Genomic DNA, 21,671 nt, shown 5'->3' with positions numbered 1-21,671 from the left:
CATAAAAAGTAAGGACAACCTTCTTGTATTTTGTATAATTCCCTCCCATTTTGCGCATAGATGGAGTAACAAGGGAGGTTATGACATTGAAGAAAATAATTTATCTATTGGTTTTTACTTCACTACTGTTAGTAGCTTGTGGAAAGAGCGCTGAACCAAAGGAAGTGGCAGTCGATCAAAATCCGAATGTTGAAGATATTGTAGGCGCGATTGTGAAAAACGAATTCTCTGTTGATGAATCGAAAGACGGTGTTGTCACAATTTCCATTCAAGATACAGATGTAACAGAAGGATCGAAAAGCCAGATGCTAAAGGATTCTACTAAAATTTTCGCTGATTTGTCCAAATTAAAAAATGTGAAGACACCTGCTATTACTTGGTATGCTCCTCTCACTGAACCTGATGGGGACAAAACAATGACCGAGGTTTTGAATATTTATTTTAGTGAAGAGGATTTTCACAAAATAGACTGGGCCAATTATCTACAGGTCGATATCGAGTCTAGCGCTACAAATTATCATGAAGATGAGGCTTTAGAAGATTAATCACATAAAGATACCCCACAACCTATTGTGGAGTATCTTTTTTTACATATTGTTCTATAGCGTTTTCCAAAAGAGAGTGCTTTATTTTGTAGTGAGTTGCTTGCCAAATTCCTTTCCCACCCTGCAGGATTATTAGTTGAGGAGATTCGTGCTTCACTTGAAGATCACAGGCAATAGCATTTGAAATTACCCGATCCATTTGTACAATGACAAGATATTTAGGCAATTCCGTTTGTAATTCTTTATATTCCTTTAATGCTGAAATACTACTTATACATGTCATGCTAATTTTTAACACAAGACAAGGTTTGAACTTCGATTGCTCTAAAACCTCGCACCATTTGTTTAATGTCGTTATTCGTTGCATTTAGTAACCCCCTAAACAGATTATATACTACAAGGGGTATTTTAGGTTACAAAAAAACACGAGACTACATACGTGCTCGTGCTTAAAATTTTCTATTTAAATGCCTTCCGTATTCATGAATACTAGACGCCAGCCATCAGGGTCTTCAATGGTTACCCCTTTCTCAGCCCAATATGGATTTTCAGGCTCAACTTCGGGATATCCCATGAGCGCAAGACGTTCGGCAATATGACGAATGGTATCTCTGTTTGGGATATAAAGTACGAGAAGATTGTCCTTACTTGGTGCTGGACAAGGGCTACCGTCACTATGCTCAGTAAATTCTAAGTGATAACCTGCATCTGGAAGACCAATCATTAAACCATTATAGCCACGATGTTCTGTAAACGAACCAATTTTCTTTAATCCGACACCTTCACAGTAAAATCGTTCTACTTCCTTTAGCTGATCGGTTGGTCTTGCCACACGCACCTGTGCGACTGCTAATTCATTTGTCCATTGCTGTTCCATTGTTATGAAATCCCCTTTTAGACTATTGTAAAATGAGACCATAACGCTGGAAACAGTCCTAAGTCTGAAGTTATTGGATAAGAGCAACGCTAAAAGAAGCAGCTGTTTTCTCTTTTACTTCCTCTAAAGAAACACCATCTGCTAATTCTATCAGTTGCATGCCCTCTTTCGTAAAATCAAATACAGCCAAATCTGTAATTAAACGATGTACGACACCTTTACCCGTTAGTGGCAGTTCACATTGTTTTTTTATTTTAGATTCACCATTTTTATTCACATGCTCCATGACGACAATCACTCTCTTTGCACCAACGACAAGGTCCATTGCCCCACCCATGCCCTTCACCATTTTCCCCGGAATCATCCAGTTAGCAAGGTCTCCTGTTTCAGATACCTCCATACCTCCTAAGATGGCAAGGTCAATATGTCCACCTCGAATCATCGCAAATGATTCTGCACTGTCAAAGAAGGATGCCCCTGGAACTGCCGTAACTGTTTCTTTACCTGCATTGATTAAATCAGGATCTATTGCATCTTCTACTGGATAAGGACCAATACCGAGAAGACCGTTTTCGGATTGTAAGAGTACGTCATAATCGGTTGGGATCGCATTCGCAACAAGTGTTGGAATACCTATGCCTAAATTGACATTCATACCGTTGGCTATTTCTTTTACTGCTCGGTTAACAATTTTTTGTCTTGTATCCATCATGCTTCCCCCTTCTTCACCGTTAAACGCTCAATACGCTTCTCATAATTTTCACCTAATAATACACGTTGTACAAAAACCCCTGGTGTATGAATATGATCAGGATCTAGCTCGCCTACTTCTACAATTTCCTCCACTTCAGCTATTGTAATTTTCCCTGACATAGCAGCTAATGGATTAAAATTGCGTGATGTTTTTCTGTAAACTAAATTTCCTAGCTTATCGGCTTTCCATGCTTTGACCAGCGCAAAGTCAGCAACGATACCTTCTTCCAATATATATTCTTTGCCATCAAAAACCTTCACTTCTTTTCCTTCAGCAATTGGTGTGCCAACCCCTGTAGCTGTGTAAAAACCAGGAATTCCCGCTCCACCTGCACGCAAACGTTCTGCAAGAGTTCCTTGCGGTGTCAACTCTACTTCTAGCTCACCACTTAAAAATTGTTGTTCAAAAATCTTATTTTCTCCTACATAAGAAGCAACCATTTTTTTTATTTGCTTGTTTGCTAATAGTAGACCCAATCCCCAGTCATCTACACCACAGTTGTTACTGACAACGGTTAAATCCTTAGTTCCCTGCTGCACTAATGCTGCGATTGATTTTTCGGGTATACCACATAGCCCGAAGCCACCTACAGCTAATGTATCTCCATCCTTAATATCCACAATCGCCTCTTCAAACGAACTCCATACCTTGCCATTCCCCATCTCGAAACCTCCCTAAATTGCTCGTTTATTAAGGAAAATTCTACATCATTGCTATTTTACAAGTAAAGGAATTAATTAGAATACTACTTATTCCTATATCGAATAAATCTATTTTCACCATTCCTACCTATCATTTCAAGTAACTGTTTTAATGCATAAGATTGATAGGCATTTTTCTTCGTAATAATCCCTAAACGCCACGGCATTTCAAAATCATTTAATGGAATTATTTTCACATTGGTATTTGTTTGCTTAGCTGCAATGGAGTGGGGTAACAATGTAACCCCTAGATTGGAGGATACTAACTCTACAATCAAGTCCCACTGTGAACTTTTATAGCCGATTGTAGGTGTAAAGCCAACACTTTCACAGGATTTAATTATATAGTCGTGAAGCGTGAACTCCTCTGCAAAAATAATGAATGTTTCATTTTCTAAATCTTGTAAAGCTATGGATTCCTGGTGTGCATAGGGGTGAGATTCATTCATAAAGACATAAAACTGGTCTTCTATAAAGGATTGAACAGCAAACTTCCTTTCATCTACTGGTAATACAACGATGCCCATATCAACATCACCATTTTCAACTAGCATTTCTACCATTTTTGCACCACGTTCGATAAGCGCTAAATGCACTTCAGGATATAGCTGATGAAATCCCCTAGCGATTTCAGGGAAAAATAAAGTTCCAATTAAAGGTGGAATTCCTAATTTGATAGCACCTGTCTTAATATTTAATAAATCGTCTAGCAAAATATGTAGTTCTTGGACAGCCTGCATTATTTTTTGTCCTTGATGATAAACAATACTACCTGCATCAGTAAGTTCTACATTACGCGTTGATCTGTTCAACAATTCAACTTGTAATGATGCTTCTAATTTTTTGATACTTTTGCTTAATGAAGGCTGAGATACAAAGGAATCATGTGCAGCCTTTGTAAAACTCCTATGCTCAACAACAGCCATAAAGGCTTTTAAATCTCTTAATTCCATCACTATCTTCTCCATTTATTCGTATTTGTTATAAAAGCATCTACAAGTACTACCCTTTAGCAATAAATTCTCCATCCTTTCTTTTTAATCCTTTGCAATGTGTTGAACTATAAAATTTAGATATTTTCACCCCTGCCATTATACGTATCTTTTCGACTTTTGGAGAGTTTTTTGAGAGTTATATGACCTACAATCAATTATAAATATTGTCATAATTTATCAAAGATTGGAGATGTAACAGATGTTGAAGCAATTGCTTGAAAATCGAATAGTTAATAGGCATTATTTAGGTCTTACATTTCAGCAACATGTTTATGAATTAAAGAACTGTGAGGAAGTTTTAGGAGTGAAAGCTAAATCGCTACATATTGAGAATCGTCATATTGCTGTTGGCTATATTGCTGATGACAGTATTTTCTTTAAAAGTGCTCATTTCGGAAATACCATGGTCACTTTAACAGATGGAATTCATCAAGCAATTGTTCAGCTATTTGTACAACATTCTGGTGAAATTTGCATTGAAGTGAAGCCTTATATTAAACATGCCAACATCGTGCCTGTTTATTTCCGGACAATTCTAGCTGATACTGCCATTGCCATTGACCTAAAAGGCGCATTAAAAAAATTCCTAGTAACTCATCATTATATGATTGAAGCAGATACGATCATGGAAGTTCATTATCAATCCATGCATCCCTATGTGCTCAAGAATTCTTATGCTGGGCATTTTGTTTTAGGGTGTACACCCGATGGTAGACAAGTAACAGGAGCCGAGGAGTATACATTAGCTAACCGTATAGCTAATTTAAAGTTTTCTCACATTATTATTCAGCAACAAGGCATACCAAAATTAATTGCTTTAAATATATTATTAACGTTTGTTATTACGAATAAGATTTTTGTTACTAACGAACTTTCTATGTAACTAATTGGATAGAGGATTTTACGATGTTATTTTCATTTATTTCATTGATTGTCATCATACTAGTAGTTTTATTTGTTATAAAATCTTTTTCTCTCTATAAAAAGCGTGCAGAAAAGAAAAAATTTTTACAAGAAAGACTTAAAAACCTTCTACTGACAAATATAAGCCAACCTAAATAAAAATTTTTCAAAGAGAAATGACCTTATCTTATTAAGTGCCAACAAAAAATACACCACCTTTATAGTAAAAAATAACTCTAATAAGGTGGTGTATTTTTTAGTGAGCTTTTTCTAATGCTAATTTAATGCCAAATGCAATTAATATTGCACCTGTTAATCCTTCAATTACTGCCTTAGTTGATGGCTTTTTCATAAATGCACTAATTCGATCTAAAAGGTACACGTAGAAGATAAACCATAGCATTGTTAATGCTGTGTAAATTAGACCCATTATTAAAAAAGGGAAAAATGTTCCACTATTTCCATCTACAAATTGAGGGAGAAATGTTAGGAAAAATACTGCGACCTTTGGATTTGTCACATTTGTGAGAAACCCTTGTTTAAAGCAAGATTGGTGAGAATATTTGTGTTCTATACTTCCTACATCGTCTACAACTGGAGATTGTGTTCGAATTGTTCGAAGTGTCCACAAGGTCTTGATTCCTAAATAACATAAATAAACCGCACCAACATATTTTAAAACAGCAAATATATAGGCGGATTTTACAATAATCGCCGAAAGTCCAATAACAGCCGCACAAGTATGAATTAATAAACCGCAACAAGAACCTATGATTGTTTGTAAACCGCCCTTTCTACTTACAGTCAGTGTGTTTTTTGTTGCAATCGCTGTATCAGGGCCAGGTAAAATAATAAGTAAAATGCACATAACTAAGAATACAGATATATTGACCATATTACGCCCACCCTTTCTGTCAGAAAATTATAAAAGTAATTGTAACATACGCCAAGTCCAACAGAAAGATACAAAATTTTTACGTTGACATATAACCATAGGGTGTTATATATTCATAACACCCTATGGTTATATTTTATACAGATTCCTCTGCTAGTGGACTTAATAACGTTGAAAAAGGAGTAATAGAACATGACTGAAAAATTACAGGATATTGTCAAAACAATTACATTAAATGCCCCTATCGAAAAAGTTTGGGAGACTGTCGCAACAGCTGACAAAATAGCTGCTTGGTTTATGCCAAATGATTTTCAACCTATCGAAGGATACGAATTCACTATTCAATCACCGTTCGGCCCATCACCCTGTAAAGTAGAACGTGTAGATGCACCGCACTTTCTACGATTTGCTTGGGATCAAGATGGCTGGTTCGTAACTTTTGAGTTAAAAGAAGTAGGCGAGCATACTGAATTTACTTTAACACATGGTGGCTGGAAGGAAGCTTCACATATTATTCCTAAAGCAAACACTGCTACTGAAGCCGTACGTACTAATATGGATAACGGATGGACAATGATTATTAATCATAAATTAAAAGAGGCTGCTGAATTCTAATGACTGAAGCAGCCATAAAGTATGATGTTTTTCAAGCAATTGCTGATCCCACAAGAAGAAGTGTTTTACAGCTCCTTGCAGCAAGTGACAGACCTATTTCCAATATTTCCGAGCATTTTACGATTAGTCGAACGGCTGTTGTAAAGCATTTAAAAATATTGGAACAGGCGGAGCTAATCTCTGCTCAAAAAAAAGGTCGTGAAAAAATCTATACGTTGCATAGGGAGCGTTTAAAGGAGATTGAAGATTGGCTCCAATACTTTCATTTATTTTGGGATAATAAATTGGCTCAGCTTCAAAGCATGGTTGAAGATCATTAAAGCAGAAAAAGAGCTGTCCTTTTGTCAGACAGCTCCTCATTTAAAAGAGATAAAATAATCCCCCATTAATGACTTCTATTTTAATTTTTGCTTCATATTGCTCCTCTAATGCTTTTCTTTCAATTTCATAACACTCTGGTTTATCTTCTATATCCTCATAAAAATAATCCAATACACGTTGATCACGTTGCCATCGTTTTTGTGCTTCCGTTGCCCAGGAATGGTCATCCTGCTCAATAATTGACTCAATTGTAGCTTTTAATCTTTCCAGTGCTCTGGCAGGCTTAATAATATATTGCACATGAAATACATTTTCTTCAGGTTCTATGTTAAAGTCCGAAGAACAAATCCTTTCATGAAAACCCTCCTTGATGACGCCCGTCAATAAATTAATGCCAAATGAGTAAAGCATTTCTTTTGTACGATCACAGCAATACGAAACTTTAAAGTTAACACCTAACCAGGGTGTTAAAATAACCTGCCCCATATCACGATCCACTTTTTCAAACAACTGAACATAAGCTCCTAGTTCCCTTGTAGCTAAAAATATCTGATTTAAACGTGGAGAGCCGTAATGAATAGCTTCCCCAAATAAATTACCAGCCATTGCTGTTTGATTTGTAATAAAGGTTACTTGCGCTGGATTTGGTTCGCTATTCGTTGCTTCAACATATTGCCAATAAAATGGCCTATTCATAATTCTTTTATCTATGTCTATCGTTAATTGAACGGTTAGATAATGATTCTCTTCTCCTAAAATTGCACAGTCATTCTCCATAAAAAATTCCTTTAAATAGTGGTGAACTTGCTGTGGATACATAGCTGCACCTCCCTACCTTATACAGATTCTTTAAAGTTTGTTAAAATGGCATCTAAATCGCCAACCACCTTCTCGAACACATCAATTTTTGTATGAAGCAATTCCAAGATTTTCTCTTCAATTGTATGTTCAATGGCAAGATTATAAATATGGACATCATGCTCCTGTCCCAAACGATGGACACGACCAATACGTTGCTCTAGCTTCATTGGATTCCAAGGTAGATCATAGTTGATTACATGATGACAAAATTGAAGATTTATCCCCTCTCCACCTGCCTCGGTAGCGATGAGCACCTGTGCTCTTTCTTTAAATAGGTGCTTCATATAATCTCGTTTACTTTTATTAAACTTACCATTAAATAGCACACTTGATATGCCATTAGAATGTAAGTACCATTGCAAATAAATTTGCGTAGCACGATATTCTGTAAAAATAATAACCTTGTCATTTGCTTGTTTAACAATTTCCAAAGACTTTTCCGCCTTTGAATTCACTTCCAAGGTCATTAATTTAGTAATAATTGCTTCTATTTCTTGTGGTTGTACATGATCATCTAGCATATTCGTTAATGTTAATGCCGTAGCTTCCTTGCTACTACACATTTCTTTTTGCAACGTAATTAATGAAAATGACCCTGTGTTTTGAAGGTTGCCAAGCATTTCGTAAACTTCTCTTTCTTCGTCCGTAAATGTAATCGGTACAATTTGAACACGACGATTTGTCCAATCAATCCCCGTATCTTCCCTACGATTTCTTACCATTACCTGATTAACCAACTCTTTTAAATAATCATCATGTTCTAAATCATGCTTGCTAGCAGAGAAAGCCGATTGGAAGGCATCATAGTTACCAAGATGCCCAGGCTTTAATAAGGAGATTAAATAATACAATTCAAAGATATCATTTTGAATAGGTGTGGCAGTTAATAATAAGCAGAATTTTTTCTTTAAGCCTTGTACAAACTCGTAAATTTGTGTTTTATTATTTTTTAATTTATGTGCCTCATCAATAATTATCATGTCATAATCCTGCTCATAAATGCGCTCTCTATGTGGACTCTTTTTTGCCGTATCCATACTCATAATAAGGACATCATAGCGCTCTATCGGGCAATTTTTTTTATATGCGACGGCAGGAATATGAAATTTTATATTTAACTCTTCAATCCACTGATTAATTAAAGAAGCAGGTGCTAAAATTAATGCTCTTTTCACAAGACCTCGAATAAGGTATTCCTTTAAGATTAAGCCCGCTTCAATTGTTTTACCTAGCCCCACCTCATCAGCTAAAATAGCTTTCCCATTCATACGTTCAATAACTGTTTCGGCTGCTTCTAACTGGTGTTTCAAAGGTTGTAAATTAGGTAAATACTTTGTAGCCTGCAATCCTGTAAAATCAGGAATTAGTTTCATTTTCACAATATCATAGTTCATCTTGTACAATGTCCAGCTATCCCATTTTTCAAGATGATTTAATCGATCGATAAAGCCCTCTTCCCACTCGGACGACCTTTCTATTTTCATGATCATCACCCCATGTCATTTTTTCTAGTTTAGGGTGTCCAAAAAAGGAAAAGCTATGTTATTTCTAGATGAAAAACACCTAATGAAAGTTATTTTTTCATTAGGTATTTGTTAATTCATATATTTACGGAATTGTTTTGGAGATTTTTTCAGCAAATTCTTTAATGATAAATGAGAGTTTCTCAGGTACATTTTAGATTTTTTGAGTTGACGAACATTTTTTTCTCTAATAGATAGACTCTTTATTAAAATGTTTCGCGATATCCATGACAATCATATTCTCTGTATAATTTTCTTATATATACTCCATAATCAGCGTTATGTTTTCTTTTTTATATTGATAGTCCATCAGAAGTATTTCTTCTAAAATATACATCAAGACAAAAAGAAAGGAACACCAATAATATATTAGTGCTCCTAAAATCGATTATTTTAAACTTTCCTGTAATAGCTTACGATTACGTTGTTTGAAAATATCATTATGTGAGGAAACGATACCTCCCTCAGAAGCATCAGGTTGAATATACTTCTTCGCACTATTCACTGCATGAAGTGCATCATGAAAGGCTGCTGCAATTAAATGAATTTTACCATCATGGCTCAAAATATCACCCGCAGCATAAAGGCCTGGGATCGATGATTCACTATTAATCGTACCAGCGATAAAATAATCATTTTTGCGCTCAATGGCTAATGGACTATTATCTAACAATTCTTTATCACGCACATACCCATGACTAATAACAACTTCATCAACAGGAATTTCTGTTACAGTCCCAGTTTCATGATTTGTTAAAGCAATAGCTTTAATCATTCCTGCTTGATCGTCTGCAATCAGCTTAGTAATTTCAGAATTGAAATGGCATTCGATCGAACTATTTGCAAGCTCTGTAATTTGAGCCTCATGTGCAGACAATGTATCTTTTCGATAAGTTAAATAGACCTTGGATGCTACCTCCGTTAATTCTAATGCCCAGTCTACCGCTGTGTTACCACCACCAGAAATAATAACTGCCTTATCTTTAAATTTTTCATAGGATTTAATTGTGTAATTTAAATTAGATACTTCAAAGCGTTCAGCCCCCTCAATTTCAATTTTTTGAGGATTTAGGATGCCACCACCAATAGCAACGATAACTGTTTTGGAATAATGAATATTCCCTGACTCTGCTGCGATGACAAATATACCATCTTCATTTTTAGCAATGGACAGCACTTTTTCATTTGTATAAATAGAAGGATTAAAGGTTAAGGCTTGCTCAACTAATTGTTTAATTAGTTGCCCCCCTGATATAGGCGTTACACCTCCCACATCCCAAATCATTTTCTCTGGATAAACATGAATTTTACCGCCTAGCTGTGGTTGTGATTCAATTAGCTTGGTTTTCATTTCACGTAAACCACAATAAAAGCTTGAATATAAACCCGCTGGCCCACCACCAATAATGGTTACATCATACAATTCTTGTTCTAACAATTCCTAACACACCTTTCATTTGGTCATTACTATCTCAACAATTGGACTAGCTCGTACTGCATAACAGCTCAATCGTAAATGTCTAAATGTAAATATTGCTTTGGAAAATCCTCCTTAACTCCATTATACGATAATGATAATCATTATCAAATAAAATTATAACAAATCATGATATTAATAACAGATGTGGTCACCTTTTATTAATATTTTCATTTATGTAATTAGTAAAAAAATAAATTTATGTATTTGTCCCTAAAAATTTTCATCATTATGCTTTTGCACTATTCATTCGAAAAGTAGATTATACGTTTTACTTACTTTTTGATACACTATTGGAAAAAAGATCGAGGGCACAATGAAAAGAAAAATCTTTATATTACATGAAATCTATGGAGTTAATCATTTTATTGAAGAACAAATACAAATATACAGCGATGAGGACACTGCCGTTTCCCTTATTTCACTTTATCCAGAAGGGCTTTCCTTTCCATATGACCAGGAAAAACAAGCCTATGACTTTTTCTTACAGACAGTTGGCTTTGATGCTCCTCTTGAGTTGCTTTCACCAAAAATATTGGAGGCTTGTGAAAACTACAACGAGGTAATATTAATTGGATATAGTGTAGGTGCAACTTTAGCCTGGAGATTAACTACACTCCCCCTACACCGTGTCATTTGTGTATATGGCTCACGGATCCGCCAATACCTTGATAACATTCCATCTTGTCCAACTTTGGTTGTTTTACCTAGCCATGAAGATAGTTTTGATATTCAATCATTGAAGGATACTCTTGTAAGCATACCGAATGTTCAAATCAAACAATTTCAAGGCTTACATGGCTTTATGGATGCCTCTAACTCAAACTACTGTCAGTTGAGCAACTCGCAAGCACTCAACGACATTCAATACTTTTTACAAGCTAGCAAGCTATAGGAGGAATAAACGTGGAACAAAATATTGATATTCAGGTTGATCCATATATTGAAGCAGGCAATGTTATTTATCCAAGCTTCCATCTTTCTCTACAACCTGGCACGATTATAGGCATCTATACAGATGTTTCCAAAATACATACATTAATGCAATGGTTTATGAAACGAGATGATACGTATACTTCTTTTCGTGAAAGCTCGTTATATGAGCGACTCACAGCGCGCGAGTATATCCAGTTCATTTTAAAGCTTTTTAACCGCCCAACTAATGAAACAGAGAACATATTGAAGCTTTTTAAACTTACTGAACAAAAAAACAATAGAATTAGTAAGCTTTCTAATAGTGAAAAACAGCGATTAAAACTATTGAATATGTACCTACATCCGGCATCTATTCAAATTTTAGAAGAACCCTTTCAAAATATAGATGAATTTTCAAAGCAAACTATCCAACAGTTATTAAAAAATCTCGCAAAAGAGCATAAAATTATCATTTTGTTATCAAATAATCTAGAAGACTTAATGGTTGCAAGTACAACTATACATCGATTAGATGGTGCAGACTTACATCCTTTAGACGTAAAAGAGGGTAGCCTTGAGCAAGCTCCAAAGCCTCTTGAAGATGCACCAATTCGACTAGATAAAATCCCAACAAAGAAAAATGAAAAGATTATTTTATTTAATCCACCCGAAATTGATTATATTGAAAGTGTTGAAGGAGAAGTATCTATTTATGTAGCAGGTGAAGCTTATCCATGTACTCTATCGCTAAATGAGTTAGAGCAAAAATTGACACCATTCGGCTTTTTTAGAAGCCATCGTTCTTATATTGTGAACCTACAAAAGGTTCGAGAGATTATTACTTGGACACGCAATAGCTATAGCTTAGCACTCAACAGTACAGAAAAGACAGTTGTTCCACTGTCGAAAAATAAATTGGCAACTTTAAAGGAAATACTCGGAATTTAGTAGATTTCCCAGGAAATAATCGACTCCTGTCACCTTTAATAAAATTCCATTGAAGGTTCTTTTTCTGCCTTTCACATGATTTTTACTGTGAGCCTTACCCTTGTTGTTTATAGTGTAGACATCAACAACAAACAGGAGGTTACACATGAACGCAGTGATTGATGTGCAACATTTGAAAAAAATTTTTAATAATGAAACAGCATTACAGGATGTTTCCTTTACCATTAAAAAAGGGGAAATATTCGGCTTTCTTGGCCCAAGTGGTTCTGGTAAAACTACTACAATTAAAATATTAACCGCACAAACAGATAAATCGGCAGGTAATGTTCTATTATTTGGGCAACATGCATCTGAAATGAAGCAAAGTCAAAATCGTAAACGTTTTGGTATTTTAACAGATAATAGTGGCTTGTATACGAGACTATCAATTGAAGAAAATTTAATACTTTATAGTAATTTATATCAGCTATCTCAATCTGCTGTAAAAGAAGCTTTGGACTTTGTCAATTTATATGCAGAACGTAAGAAAAAGATCAGTCAGCTTTCCAAAGGAATGATTCAACGTGTTACACTTGCTCGTGCAATTATGCACAAGCCCGAATTATTATTTTTAGATGAGCCTACTTCTGCTTTGGACCCAGTAAATACACAACATATATATAATGGCTTACGAAAATTAAATGCTATGGGTACAACAATTTTTTTAACAACACACAATATGAGCGAAGCAGAAATACTTTGTGATCGTGTTGCTTTCCTGCATAAAGGGAAAATCCGAGCAATCGGCGCTCCAAAAGATCTAAAAAAAGAATTTGGCTCTGACACTATTACAGTAGAGCTTAAAAATGGTGAACAGGAAATTATAGAAAATGGTTCTCAAGATGCAGAGAAGTTATTTCAATGGATGCAATCCGATCAAGTTACACGTATCTATACAAACGAGCCAACACTAGGTGACATTTTTATGCAAATAACAGGGAGTGATTTAGTATGAATATTTCAATGACACGTATTCAAGCTATATTGATGAAGGATTATAAGGAATTCTCACGTAACTATGCCGTATCAACTATGGTATTACTACCACTTATAATGGCGTTTTTATATAATCAATTAGGTGCAAATACTATTAGCATGTATTTTCTACCAATTAACATGACATTTTCCATAGTGACTACTTACGTACAATGTAGTTTAATTGCAGAAGAAAAGGAAAAAAACACTCTTCGCAGTCTTATGCTCTCCCCTGCCTCACTTGGAGATATTTTAATTGGTAAAAGCCTGTTTGTTCTAATTGTTACAATTGTATCTGTAACAATGGCTATTTTTCTAGTTGGCTACGAACCTGCAAACCTTTTTATCTTAGCAATTGCATTATTGCTTTCTGCTGTGTTTTATATTGCTCTAGGTACAATATGTGGTTTATTTGCTAAATCTATTATGGAAGCATCTATTATTGTGTTGCCTGTAATGGTTATCTTCTCATTTGGTCCTCTGGCCTTAGCTCTATCTTCGGCATACCCAATCTTAAAATTAGCTGAATGGCTACCAAGCTCACAGTTATTACTTTTAGCAGAGGCGTTAGAAGGTAAGTATTCTATGGCAGATGTTCTTATTCCTATGATTACGATAATTGTATGGTCTCTTCTTTCTTGGATTTTCGCAGCAATTATCTATAAAAAAAGAATGGTCGATTAAAGACCATTCTTTTCTTCAGGTAATAATTCCTTCTCCCGTTTTTCAATTTCCTCTAACGTATCTGCATACCATACACCGACAAATCTTGAAGGGACGGACTCCTCAAAATAATCACCATCATAGAAAGATAAAGGAAATAACATACCCTTTTCTATATATTTCTTAATTGTTTGATAGAAATGATCATTCTGTTGTGGGCTTTGTGCTGAATAGGAGCTAAATTTATTGATGGGCTTTCCTAAAGCATCATGAAACATCAGCATTGAGGTTGAACCATTTTGGCGGAAATTTAAGTCTATTGCTTGAACATCACCAGCTTCCGTGACAATTAAATCAAAGCCTGCCACACCTACAAAGCCTTCCTCAACGCCACGTTCCATAATATGCTTTCCTACTTCAATTACTTTTTCGGGTACTTTATCTACAATGATATTCCCTTCGTAAATGCCGTTATCATCCGTAATTTGCTGGGAAGCTCCTAAGTATTGAATCCCTAGCTCCTCTGAGTAAACAAATTGACAGCTATAGTTGTCCTTTGTCTGTAAAAGCTCCTCAATAATTATACTTTCAGTTCCTGTCATGCGAAATTGTCGTAAACCTTCCGTCAATTCATCTTTATTATGACAAATGGTAACGCCATATCCTCCCGAGGTTGGCGAATCATCACCAGGCTTTAATACTACAGGGGGCTGCCAATTTTTAATGGCATCTGAAAGTCTATACGTCTCCACATTTAAACGACTTGGCACATATTTACTATCGATTAAATGATCAATATAAGCTTTTGTATTCAACTCATTAAATTTCTCCGCATCCATCCAATAACATTGACGATCCATATGCTCCAGGTCGTGTATATATTGACATACAATGGTCTTCCCTTCCTTACACCAAGTTTGGATCTGTGCCAGATATTCCTCTTGAGTCTCATAGCTATAAGGCTGTTCTACCCATGGTAATCCTGCTAATTGATGAAGCTCTTGCGCCTTTTCTGTTTGTGTTGCTCGATGTACTAGCACGGGGATATCAGCAATAGCAACTTCTCTTGAGGTTAAAGCATCTAGCTTATGAGGATCATCCATCATCCACGGATTATCGCTATACGGTGTTCTTGGTGTATACACAGCATTATCACCATAAATTTGTCTTAACGTGTATTTAGGTTTCAAGTAGATTACCCTCTTTCAATTTTTCGGTACTCTACTCTACCCTCCCCTTTATTTTTTGACACTTTTTATAAGAAAAAAGGGTTTTACGGGTTATATAAATCCCTTTTTATACCTATTAACATCCCAATTGCACTAGTAGACTTTCTAAATGCTTTTTCACCTGTGGCCATTCTTCTATTGTAATGCTATACATAACGGTATGCCTAGTTGTCCCATCTTTGCGAATCATATGGTTACGCAATATTCCCTCTTTTGTAGCACCAATTCGCTCAATTGCCTGTTGAGAACGAATATTTTCATGATCCGTTTTTATTTGTACACGTTGTAAATGAAGATGCTCAAAAGAGTATCGTAATAGCAAATACTTACAATTAGTATTAATAGCTGTACGCCAGTATGCGGGTGTTAGCCATGTATAGCCAATTTCTAATCGCTGATGCTTGTCATCAATATCCATAAAACGTGTAGACCCGATAATGTCCCCTGATTGTTTATCCACAATCACAAATGGAAATTCTGTTTTTTCGTTTTTTGCCTTTAATGCGTTTTCCACAAATTTATTCACATCTTCCTTTTTTTCTATGGTTGTGGACATATGTGACCAAATTTCTGGATAACTTCCTGTCTCTAAAATTCCTGGTAAATCGCTCAATTCTAAAGGCTTTAGTTTAACCACTTCATTTTCTAATGTTATAAATTCCATTACACTTCACTCCTTTTTACTTATTTAACGGTAAAATTGATATGATATATATAACCAATTACTAAAAAATCAACCATACCAGAGGAGGAGGAAATTATCTGGAGCTCTCCATTATATTTACAGGCAATCTAGCGAAATACATTCAAATCTATGAAGAAATAAAGCATAAGATTATTACTAAAAAATTACTTGCTCATGAACAACTGCCTTCTAAACGAGCTCTCGCCCTAACATTGAATGTGAGTGTACACACCATAAAGGAAGCCTATGAGCAGTTACTTGCAGAAGGCTATATTTATAGTAAAGAGCGTTCTGGTTATTTTATTGCGCCCTTTGAATTTGATTGGCTACAGCAAGTACCCCGGCATGTATCTGTTCCAAGTAACAATATCCCTAACAATATACAATTTGATTTTACAAATGGACATGTGGATAACGAGGCTTTTCCCTATGCTGCTTGGCACAAGCTTATAAAAAAGCATTTTAATAGTAACAACTTATCAACAAGCCCTTGGGAGGGAGAGACAACTTTACGCACAGAGATTGCCCGCTATGTAGAGCGTTCTCGTGGGGTTAGCTGTGATGCTTCACAGGTATTTATATACAGTGGTACACAAAGCCAGCTTCAGGCTCTTTGTCATTTTCTTGGGTCTGCGATACGCGTTGGGTTAGAGGAGCCAGGATTTAAAAGAGTGCGTGCCGTTTTACAGCAATGTGGATTGTCCACAGAGGCGATTCCTGTGGACTATTCAGGGGTTACACTCCCTGCAACACCAATTCACATGTTATACACAACACCTGCTCATCAATTTCCATTAGGCATGATTATGACCATAGAAAGAAGAGTGGCATTGTTACAATGGGCTAACTCGAACACGGGGCTTATTATTGAAGATGATTATGATTCCGAATTTCGTTATAAGGGGCTACCAATCCCGTCTTTAGCAAAAATGGATCAGCTTCAGCGTGTCATTTATTTCGGAACATTTTCGAAAACATTGCTTCCATCCTTACGCATTAGTTATATGATCCTTCCAAAGTCTTTAGTAGTGCCGTTTATGACTTTTCATTCTGAGCAAAAATCGGTTGTCTCCAAAGTAGACCAACTTGTCTTAGCAGACTTTCTTGCACAAGGTCTATTCGATAAGCATTTGGCAAAAATGCGAACAATCTATCGTAAAAAACAACAAGCATTATTGACCGCCATCTCTTCACATTTTTCAAATGAATTTCAAGTAATCGGTGAAAAATCCGGACTTCATATAGTCATCAAGCTACCACAACATCTCACCGAGAGTAGAGCGCTCCAGCTTGCTCAAGAGGTAGGGGTTCAAGTCTATCCATGCTCTACCTCCTATCAGAATGGAACAAATGAAACCATGATCATTATAGGGTATGGTGGACTGACACTTCAGCAAATAAATGAAGGAATTGCACTCCTTGCGTCCGTTTGGCAATAGCATGTGATTCATTAGTTTGTCGAAATCTCATTTAAATAAAGCGAAACTTTATATAGTTTTTTTCGTATTTAAAGTTAAATGGACACATAAGGGGATAAGACAATAATGGAGAATCGAGAGTTATTAGAGCAGCATTTACAAGAGATTCAAGTGTGGGAAAAAGATCAAAAAGATTTATGGTTTTGGGAGAAATTAGGGAGAATACCATTTAAATTATTAGATAAAATGACACCTGCCTTTCTCCAAAATAAAATTGCTTTATTGGTAGATGAACTAGGCAATTATATTCAGTCCGGTGGAAAGTATTTAATCAATGAACAAGCCATGATACAAAAAATTCGTGACCATTCTTCCACTCAGCATATTATAACTATATCTGATATTGGTCAGATCCCTTTAGAGGACATGATCTCCCTCAGTGACAAATTACAAAATGAACGTGTGAAATTTGCTACTGTACAAGGAGCCTCTACTGGCTTTGGTGGCATCTTTACTTTAGCTATTGATATTCCAATGATTTTAGGGACTGCACTAAAAACTTTGCAAGAAATAGCAATTATTCATGGCTATGATCCGAACGATAAAATGGAACGTATTTTTATTGTAAAATGTCTACAATTTACCTCTGCTGATATTGTTGGTAAAGAAGCAATCTTACAGGAGCTTTCTACTATAAATAGCTCAAAAAAGGCTTCAGATAACATGATTTCTCAGCTTCAAGGATGGCAGGAGGTATTTTACACATACCGTGATCAGCTAGGCTGGAAAAAGCTGTTTCAAATGATCCCTATCGCAGGGATGGTTTTTGGAGCCTATGCTAATAAAGGCATGATTCAGGATGTAGCCGAAACTGGTATTATGCTTTATCGTAAAAGACGTATTTATGAAAAACTTACTGAACTAGATTGTTGATCGACAAAAGATGACACTCCAAATATGGGTGTCATCTTTTTTGTGCTTTATATTTTAATAAGTATTTTTCCTTGGTGCTGACGACTTTCCATAAATTCATGAGCCTTTTTCATTTCCTCTAAGGCAAATATTTTAGCAATTGGCACCTGAAAACTGTCTTCGTTTACTAAAGAGAAAATATCCTGCGCCACCTGTTGTAACAGTTCTGGCTTCAAAGCTCTTGTCGTACCTAAGCTAAATCCTTTTATATTGCGGCAGCTATTGTGTAAATCTGCTGTTTTTATATTTCCTGCTCTTCCTCCACTATTCCCGAATTGGACAAGAGTGCCATAAGGCGCTAAACAAGTTAAACTCTCCTCGGTGATAGCTCCTGCAATAGAATCGTACACAATATCAACACCCTGACCCTTTGTAAGTTCATTGACATTTGTACTAAATTGATCATATGTAAGTACATGATCAGCACCAAGCTGATAAACAATTGGGGCTTTTTCTAAATTACTCACCGTACCTATAATCTGTTTAGCTCCGAGCCTTTTGGCCATTTGGACAAGCATTGTCCCTACCCCACCAGAAGCAGCATGAATTAAGACGGCATCCTGCTGACCAATGGCCGCTATTTGATGTGTTAACATATATGATAAAAATAAAACTGTCGGTACAGCTGCTACCTTCTCGATTGGTACCCCACTAGGAATTTTAAAAACTAGTTGTTCCTTTGCTACTACAAATTCTGCATAAGCACCGTTTTTCGGGAATGCGATAACTTGGTCACCCTTTTGAAAACCACTGCTATCATTAAAAACTTCTTCAATTACCCCTGCAACATCTAAACCAAGAACCATCGGAAAATTTGCTTTAGCTTTATTACCTGTGCGATTTTTAATATCTGCAAAATTTACGCTTGTATGGGTTGTCCTTATTAAGACTTCACCCTCAAAAATAGTCGGTTTTGGACAATCAATAAAAGTTAAAACATCCGATGTACCAAATTCATTGATAATAATAGCCTTCATAAATTTCTCCCTCCTTGCTATGGTAAAATTATATACTATATATAGAAATGATGGAGGAATATTCATGAAAATCAAACCTAAGCACGCCATGTACAATGGTATATCCTACAATTTTTTTGATGGAACAAGCGATAAGGTATGTTTTATGCTCTCTGGCACGGGCTATACCTATGATAAACCTATACTTTATTATTCTACGGCATTACTGTTAGAACTTGGCTATGATGTCGTCCAAATCAATTATACATTTGAGCAACAGCAATTCGAACAGGACTCCCAAGCCATATCAAAAATGGTCTATCGTGTTGCCAACCCTATTGTAGAAAATAGCTTGCAATCAAAGCCTTATAGAGAAGTCGTTTATCTAGGAAAATCTTTAGGTACTATTCCTATTGTCGATTATTATATGCAGCAGACTCCTTCTATTCCTGCTCGTTATGTACTTTTCACCCCATTACTTTCTCTTCAACATACAATGACAAATCTATTAGACAAACATGCATTTTTGGCAATTGGTACAGCGGACCCTCATTATTCACAGGAGAAGCTAGCGCAACTTGCTACCCTTCAGCTTGCTGTTTTTGAGGACCTTAATCATTCACTTGAAATTCCTTTGAATGCTGTTTTATCCATACAGCACTGCCAATCGCTGATAACACAATTAAAAATCTTCCTACAAAATAATTAGTAATATTTTTATAGTACTATTTACCAAAATCGTGTACATATGCTACACTAGCAAAAATACATTGAAGAGAAGAGTAAATAAGGCTGTTCTTCCCAGAGAGCTCGGATTGCTGAAAACGAGTAAGAACGAATTATTGAAACAAGCCTCGGAGTAGCGCATTGGATTTTGTTTGAATGATGGTGCGACGGGAACTCCCGTTATAGAGTTACAGTATAAGCATAGGCTCTATGCCGTACTGAAAAGGCTATTATGGTGACATAATAGTGAACTAGGGTGGCACCACGTGAGTATATAAATTCTACAACCTCGTCCCTAAGACTAATCGTCTTGGAGGTGGGGTTTTTTATTTTGCAAATCGTCACTTTGCTTAAGGAGGAATTTATATGAGAAAAGCTTTAGAAAGCTGGCGTTATCCTGCCATCCTATTATGTAGTATTGGTGTTTCAAGTGTTGGCGAATGGATTTATTTTATCGCCTTAAATTTAATTGTGTTAAACCTCACAGAATCTGCTCTGGCTATCTCTGGATTGTATATTGTAAGAGCGATCTCTTCCTTGTTCACTAATTTTTGGTCAGGAAGCCTAATCGATCGTTTTAATAAGAAAAAGCTAATGATTTTTCTAAATTTGGTTCAATCTATACTCATTGTCATACTCCCCTGCTTTTCTAGCCTCTTGTGGATGTATGTCCTTGTTTTTCTCATTACAGTAGCTAGCTCTATGTATCAGCCGACATCTATGACTTATATCACTAAGTTAATTCCTGTCGAACAAAGGAAACGTTTTAATGCATTACGCAGCTTACTCGACTCTGGTGCATTTCTAACTGGACCAGCAATCGCAGGTTTCTTGTTCACAGTCGGAACACCCTATATGGCCATATATTTAAACGCGATTGCTTTATTTCTATCAGCCTGTATAACGTTCAAAATGCCGAACATTGAAGCCCTTGAAAAATTTATTAATCGTACAGAAAAAGCATCCCTTTTTCGAGTATTGCTTCTGGATTGGCAAATGGTCATACGCTTTAGCTTAAAAAATTCCTATGTTATGGTAGTCTATTTGTTGTTTAGTGCTATCATCATCTTGATGACAGCTACTGATTCTTTGGAGGCTGCCTTTGCAACACAGATATTAGCTTTATCCGAAGGAGAATATGGGATTTTAGTCAGTATCGCAGGGGTAGGTGTTTTATTTGGCTCGCTAACCAACTCTGTTATTGTTGAAAAAATACCAACTTCTTGGTTAATAGGTATGGGGTCTCTCGTAACAGCACTGGGCTATTTAATATTTACCTCATCCTTTTCCTTTCTTATAGCTGCTATAGGTTGCTTTGTATTATCCTTTGCAACTGCCTTTGCGAATACAGGATTTTATACATTTTATCAAAATAATATTCCCTCTGAGAGCATGGGTCGTATAGGAAGTATTTATGGATTTTTTGAAGCACTTTTTATTATTATTTTTACTACTATTTTTGGGATTTTCGCTGAATGGATTACTATACGCTCAGTTGTCATTAGTGCATCCTTTATGATGGCATTTGTAGCTGTCATTCTACTATGGCTAAATATAAAACCTTCGAAAAGCCACTATTATAAAAGGTTGATAAGTAGCAAGCAACAGTAATCTCACTTTTCATATAAAAATTAACCATCTAATGTCTACTAATTACTGACACTAGATGGTTTTTTAT

Annotated in this window: 24 protein-coding genes and 1 other annotated feature; of the genes, 12 read left to right on the top strand and 12 right to left on the bottom strand. The window is 35.9% G+C overall.

All coding sequences use genetic code 11. The features are described 5' to 3' along the window. The first annotated feature begins 80 nt into the window (after positions 1 to 80). Positions 81 to 545: a hypothetical protein gene (locus tag BFM98_RS22190; protein ID WP_254660075.1), complete on the top strand. Its 465-nt coding sequence runs from the start codon at positions 81 to 83 to the stop codon at positions 543 to 545. A gap of 22 nt (positions 546 to 567) precedes the next feature. Here the strand turns inward: BFM98_RS22190 and ytxJ are convergent, their stop codons facing one another. From ytxJ to BFM98_RS22165, 5 genes are all read right to left on the bottom strand, one after another. After that, positions 568 to 912: a bacillithiol system redox-active protein YtxJ gene (ytxJ, locus tag BFM98_RS22185; protein ID WP_066038413.1), complete on the bottom strand. Its 345-nt coding sequence runs from the start codon at positions 910 to 912 to the stop codon at positions 568 to 570. 96 nt (positions 913 to 1,008) lie between these two features. After that, complete coding sequence (locus BFM98_RS22180) at positions 1,009 to 1,422, bottom strand: VOC family protein (RefSeq protein ID WP_054549048.1); 414 nt, start codon at positions 1,420 to 1,422, stop codon at positions 1,009 to 1,011. Between the two features lie 70 nt (positions 1,423 to 1,492). Further along, positions 1,493 to 2,134 (bottom strand): 3-oxoacid CoA-transferase subunit B, encoded by a 642-nt coding sequence (locus BFM98_RS22175; RefSeq protein WP_269897438.1) that lies wholly within the window; start codon positions 2,132 to 2,134, stop codon positions 1,493 to 1,495. Further along, positions 2,131 to 2,838 (bottom strand): CoA transferase subunit A, encoded by a 708-nt coding sequence (locus BFM98_RS22170; RefSeq protein ID WP_054549046.1) that lies wholly within the window; start codon positions 2,836 to 2,838, stop codon positions 2,131 to 2,133. Before BFM98_RS22170 ends, BFM98_RS22175 begins: the two co-directional genes overlap by 4 nt. An 83-nt stretch (positions 2,839 to 2,921) precedes the next feature. Next, complete coding sequence (locus BFM98_RS22165; RefSeq protein WP_066038412.1) at positions 2,922 to 3,830, bottom strand: LysR family transcriptional regulator; 909 nt, start codon at positions 3,828 to 3,830, stop codon at positions 2,922 to 2,924. Between the two features lie 241 nt (positions 3,831 to 4,071). Here BFM98_RS22165 and BFM98_RS22160 point away from each other — a divergent pair, with 241 nt between their 5' ends. After that, positions 4,072 to 4,755, top strand: a complete 684-nt coding sequence (locus BFM98_RS22160) for a hypothetical protein (RefSeq protein WP_054549044.1) — start codon at positions 4,072 to 4,074, stop codon at positions 4,753 to 4,755. A gap of 276 nt (positions 4,756 to 5,031) precedes the next feature. Here the strand turns inward: BFM98_RS22160 and BFM98_RS22155 are convergent, their stop codons facing one another. Then, positions 5,032 to 5,670 carry a LysE family translocator gene (locus BFM98_RS22155; protein ID WP_066038411.1) on the bottom strand — a complete coding sequence of 213 codons (639 nt, stop codon included), beginning with the start codon at positions 5,668 to 5,670 and terminating at the stop codon, positions 5,032 to 5,034. A 192-nt stretch (positions 5,671 to 5,862) separates the two neighbouring features. Between BFM98_RS22155 and BFM98_RS22150 the strand changes: the two genes are divergently transcribed. Beyond that, positions 5,863 to 6,285: an SRPBCC family protein gene (locus BFM98_RS22150; protein WP_048393204.1), complete on the top strand. Its 423-nt coding sequence runs from the start codon at positions 5,863 to 5,865 to the stop codon at positions 6,283 to 6,285. After that, positions 6,285 to 6,605 carry an ArsR/SmtB family transcription factor gene (locus BFM98_RS22145; RefSeq protein ID WP_048393202.1) on the top strand — a complete coding sequence of 107 codons (321 nt, stop codon included), beginning with the start codon at positions 6,285 to 6,287 and terminating at the stop codon, positions 6,603 to 6,605. The genes BFM98_RS22150 and BFM98_RS22145 overlap by 1 nt, the downstream gene beginning before the upstream one ends. A gap of 40 nt (positions 6,606 to 6,645) precedes the next feature. Here BFM98_RS22145 and BFM98_RS22140 read toward each other — a convergent pair whose 3' ends face one another. The 3 genes from BFM98_RS22140 to BFM98_RS22130 form a co-directional block, all read right to left on the bottom strand. Further along, positions 6,646 to 7,425 carry a YqhG family protein gene (locus tag BFM98_RS22140; protein WP_048393200.1) on the bottom strand — a complete coding sequence of 260 codons (780 nt, stop codon included), beginning with the start codon at positions 7,423 to 7,425 and terminating at the stop codon, positions 6,646 to 6,648. 17 nt (positions 7,426 to 7,442) lie between these two features. Beyond that, a complete protein-coding gene (locus tag BFM98_RS22135; protein WP_066038410.1) occupies positions 7,443 to 8,957 on the bottom strand; it encodes a DEAD/DEAH box helicase in 1,515 nt (504 codons plus the stop codon). Positions 8,958 to 9,378: 421 nt separating this feature from the next. Next, positions 9,379 to 10,428 (bottom strand): NAD(P)/FAD-dependent oxidoreductase, encoded by a 1,050-nt coding sequence (locus BFM98_RS22130; RefSeq protein ID WP_066038409.1) that lies wholly within the window; start codon positions 10,426 to 10,428, stop codon positions 9,379 to 9,381. A 355-nt stretch (positions 10,429 to 10,783) separates the two neighbouring features. Here BFM98_RS22130 and BFM98_RS22125 point away from each other — a divergent pair, with 355 nt between their 5' ends. The 4 genes from BFM98_RS22125 (at position 10,784) to BFM98_RS22110 (ending at position 14,028) form a co-directional block, all read left to right on the top strand. Beyond that, positions 10,784 to 11,362, top strand: coding sequence for a dienelactone hydrolase family protein (locus BFM98_RS22125; protein WP_066038408.1), 579 nt, complete (start codon positions 10,784 to 10,786; stop codon positions 11,360 to 11,362). 11 nt (positions 11,363 to 11,373) lie between these two features. After that, a complete protein-coding gene (locus BFM98_RS22120; RefSeq protein WP_066038407.1) occupies positions 11,374 to 12,330 on the top strand; it encodes a LytTR family transcriptional regulator DNA-binding domain-containing protein in 957 nt (318 codons plus the stop codon). A 145-nt stretch (positions 12,331 to 12,475) separates the two neighbouring features. Beyond that, positions 12,476 to 13,324, top strand: coding sequence for an ABC transporter ATP-binding protein (locus tag BFM98_RS22115; RefSeq protein ID WP_066038406.1), 849 nt, complete (start codon positions 12,476 to 12,478; stop codon positions 13,322 to 13,324). Then, on the top strand, positions 13,321 to 14,028 hold the full coding sequence (locus BFM98_RS22110; RefSeq protein WP_048393188.1) for an ABC transporter permease: 708 nt from the start codon (positions 13,321 to 13,323) through the stop codon (positions 14,026 to 14,028). Before BFM98_RS22115 ends, BFM98_RS22110 begins: the two co-directional genes overlap by 4 nt. Here the strand turns inward: BFM98_RS22110 and ldmS are convergent. Then, positions 14,025 to 15,197: an L-aspartate--L-methionine ligase LdmS gene (ldmS, locus tag BFM98_RS22105; RefSeq protein ID WP_066038405.1), complete on the bottom strand. Its 1,173-nt coding sequence runs from the start codon at positions 15,195 to 15,197 to the stop codon at positions 14,025 to 14,027. The two genes, BFM98_RS22110 and ldmS, sit on opposite strands and share 4 nt — an antisense overlap. A 115-nt stretch (positions 15,198 to 15,312) precedes the next feature. After that, positions 15,313 to 15,900: a GNAT family N-acetyltransferase gene (locus BFM98_RS22100; RefSeq protein WP_066038404.1), complete on the bottom strand. Its 588-nt coding sequence runs from the start codon at positions 15,898 to 15,900 to the stop codon at positions 15,313 to 15,315. Positions 15,901 to 15,998: 98 nt separating this feature from the next. On the opposite strand from BFM98_RS22100, the gene pdxR reads away from it, so the two are divergent. Next, a complete protein-coding gene (gene pdxR / locus BFM98_RS22095; RefSeq protein WP_066038403.1) occupies positions 15,999 to 17,360 on the top strand; it encodes a MocR-like pyridoxine biosynthesis transcription factor PdxR in 1,362 nt (453 codons plus the stop codon). Positions 17,361 to 17,465: 105 nt separating this feature from the next. Next, complete coding sequence (locus BFM98_RS22090) at positions 17,466 to 18,272, top strand: EcsC family protein (RefSeq protein ID WP_054549038.1); 807 nt, start codon at positions 17,466 to 17,468, stop codon at positions 18,270 to 18,272. 47 nt (positions 18,273 to 18,319) lie between these two features. Here BFM98_RS22090 and BFM98_RS22085 read toward each other — a convergent pair whose 3' ends face one another. After that, the gene (locus tag BFM98_RS22085; RefSeq protein WP_066038402.1) at positions 18,320 to 19,288 is read right to left on the bottom strand and encodes a quinone oxidoreductase family protein; all 969 of its coding nucleotides are present in this window, start codon (positions 19,286 to 19,288) and stop codon (positions 18,320 to 18,322) included. Between the two features lie 64 nt (positions 19,289 to 19,352). On the opposite strand from BFM98_RS22085, the gene BFM98_RS22080 reads away from it, so the two are divergent. Beyond that, the gene (locus BFM98_RS22080; RefSeq protein ID WP_066038401.1) at positions 19,353 to 19,976 is read left to right on the top strand and encodes a hypothetical protein; all 624 of its coding nucleotides are present in this window, start codon (positions 19,353 to 19,355) and stop codon (positions 19,974 to 19,976) included. A 52-nt stretch (positions 19,977 to 20,028) separates the two neighbouring features. After that, positions 20,029 to 20,293: a binding site (T-box leader), on the top strand. 66 nt (positions 20,294 to 20,359) lie between these two features. Continuing rightward, positions 20,360 to 21,604, top strand: coding sequence for an MFS transporter (locus tag BFM98_RS22075; RefSeq protein ID WP_066038400.1), 1,245 nt, complete (start codon positions 20,360 to 20,362; stop codon positions 21,602 to 21,604). The last annotated feature ends 67 nt before the right edge of the window (positions 21,605 to 21,671 follow it).

The organism is Lysinibacillus sp. AR18-8, from assembly GCF_001705465.1.
GTDB classification, from domain to species: Bacteria; Bacillota; Bacilli; order Bacillales_A; family Planococcaceae; genus Lysinibacillus; species Lysinibacillus capsici.
Note: the sequence above shows the minus strand (reverse complement) of the source record. Positions and strands in the feature narration are given on the sequence as shown.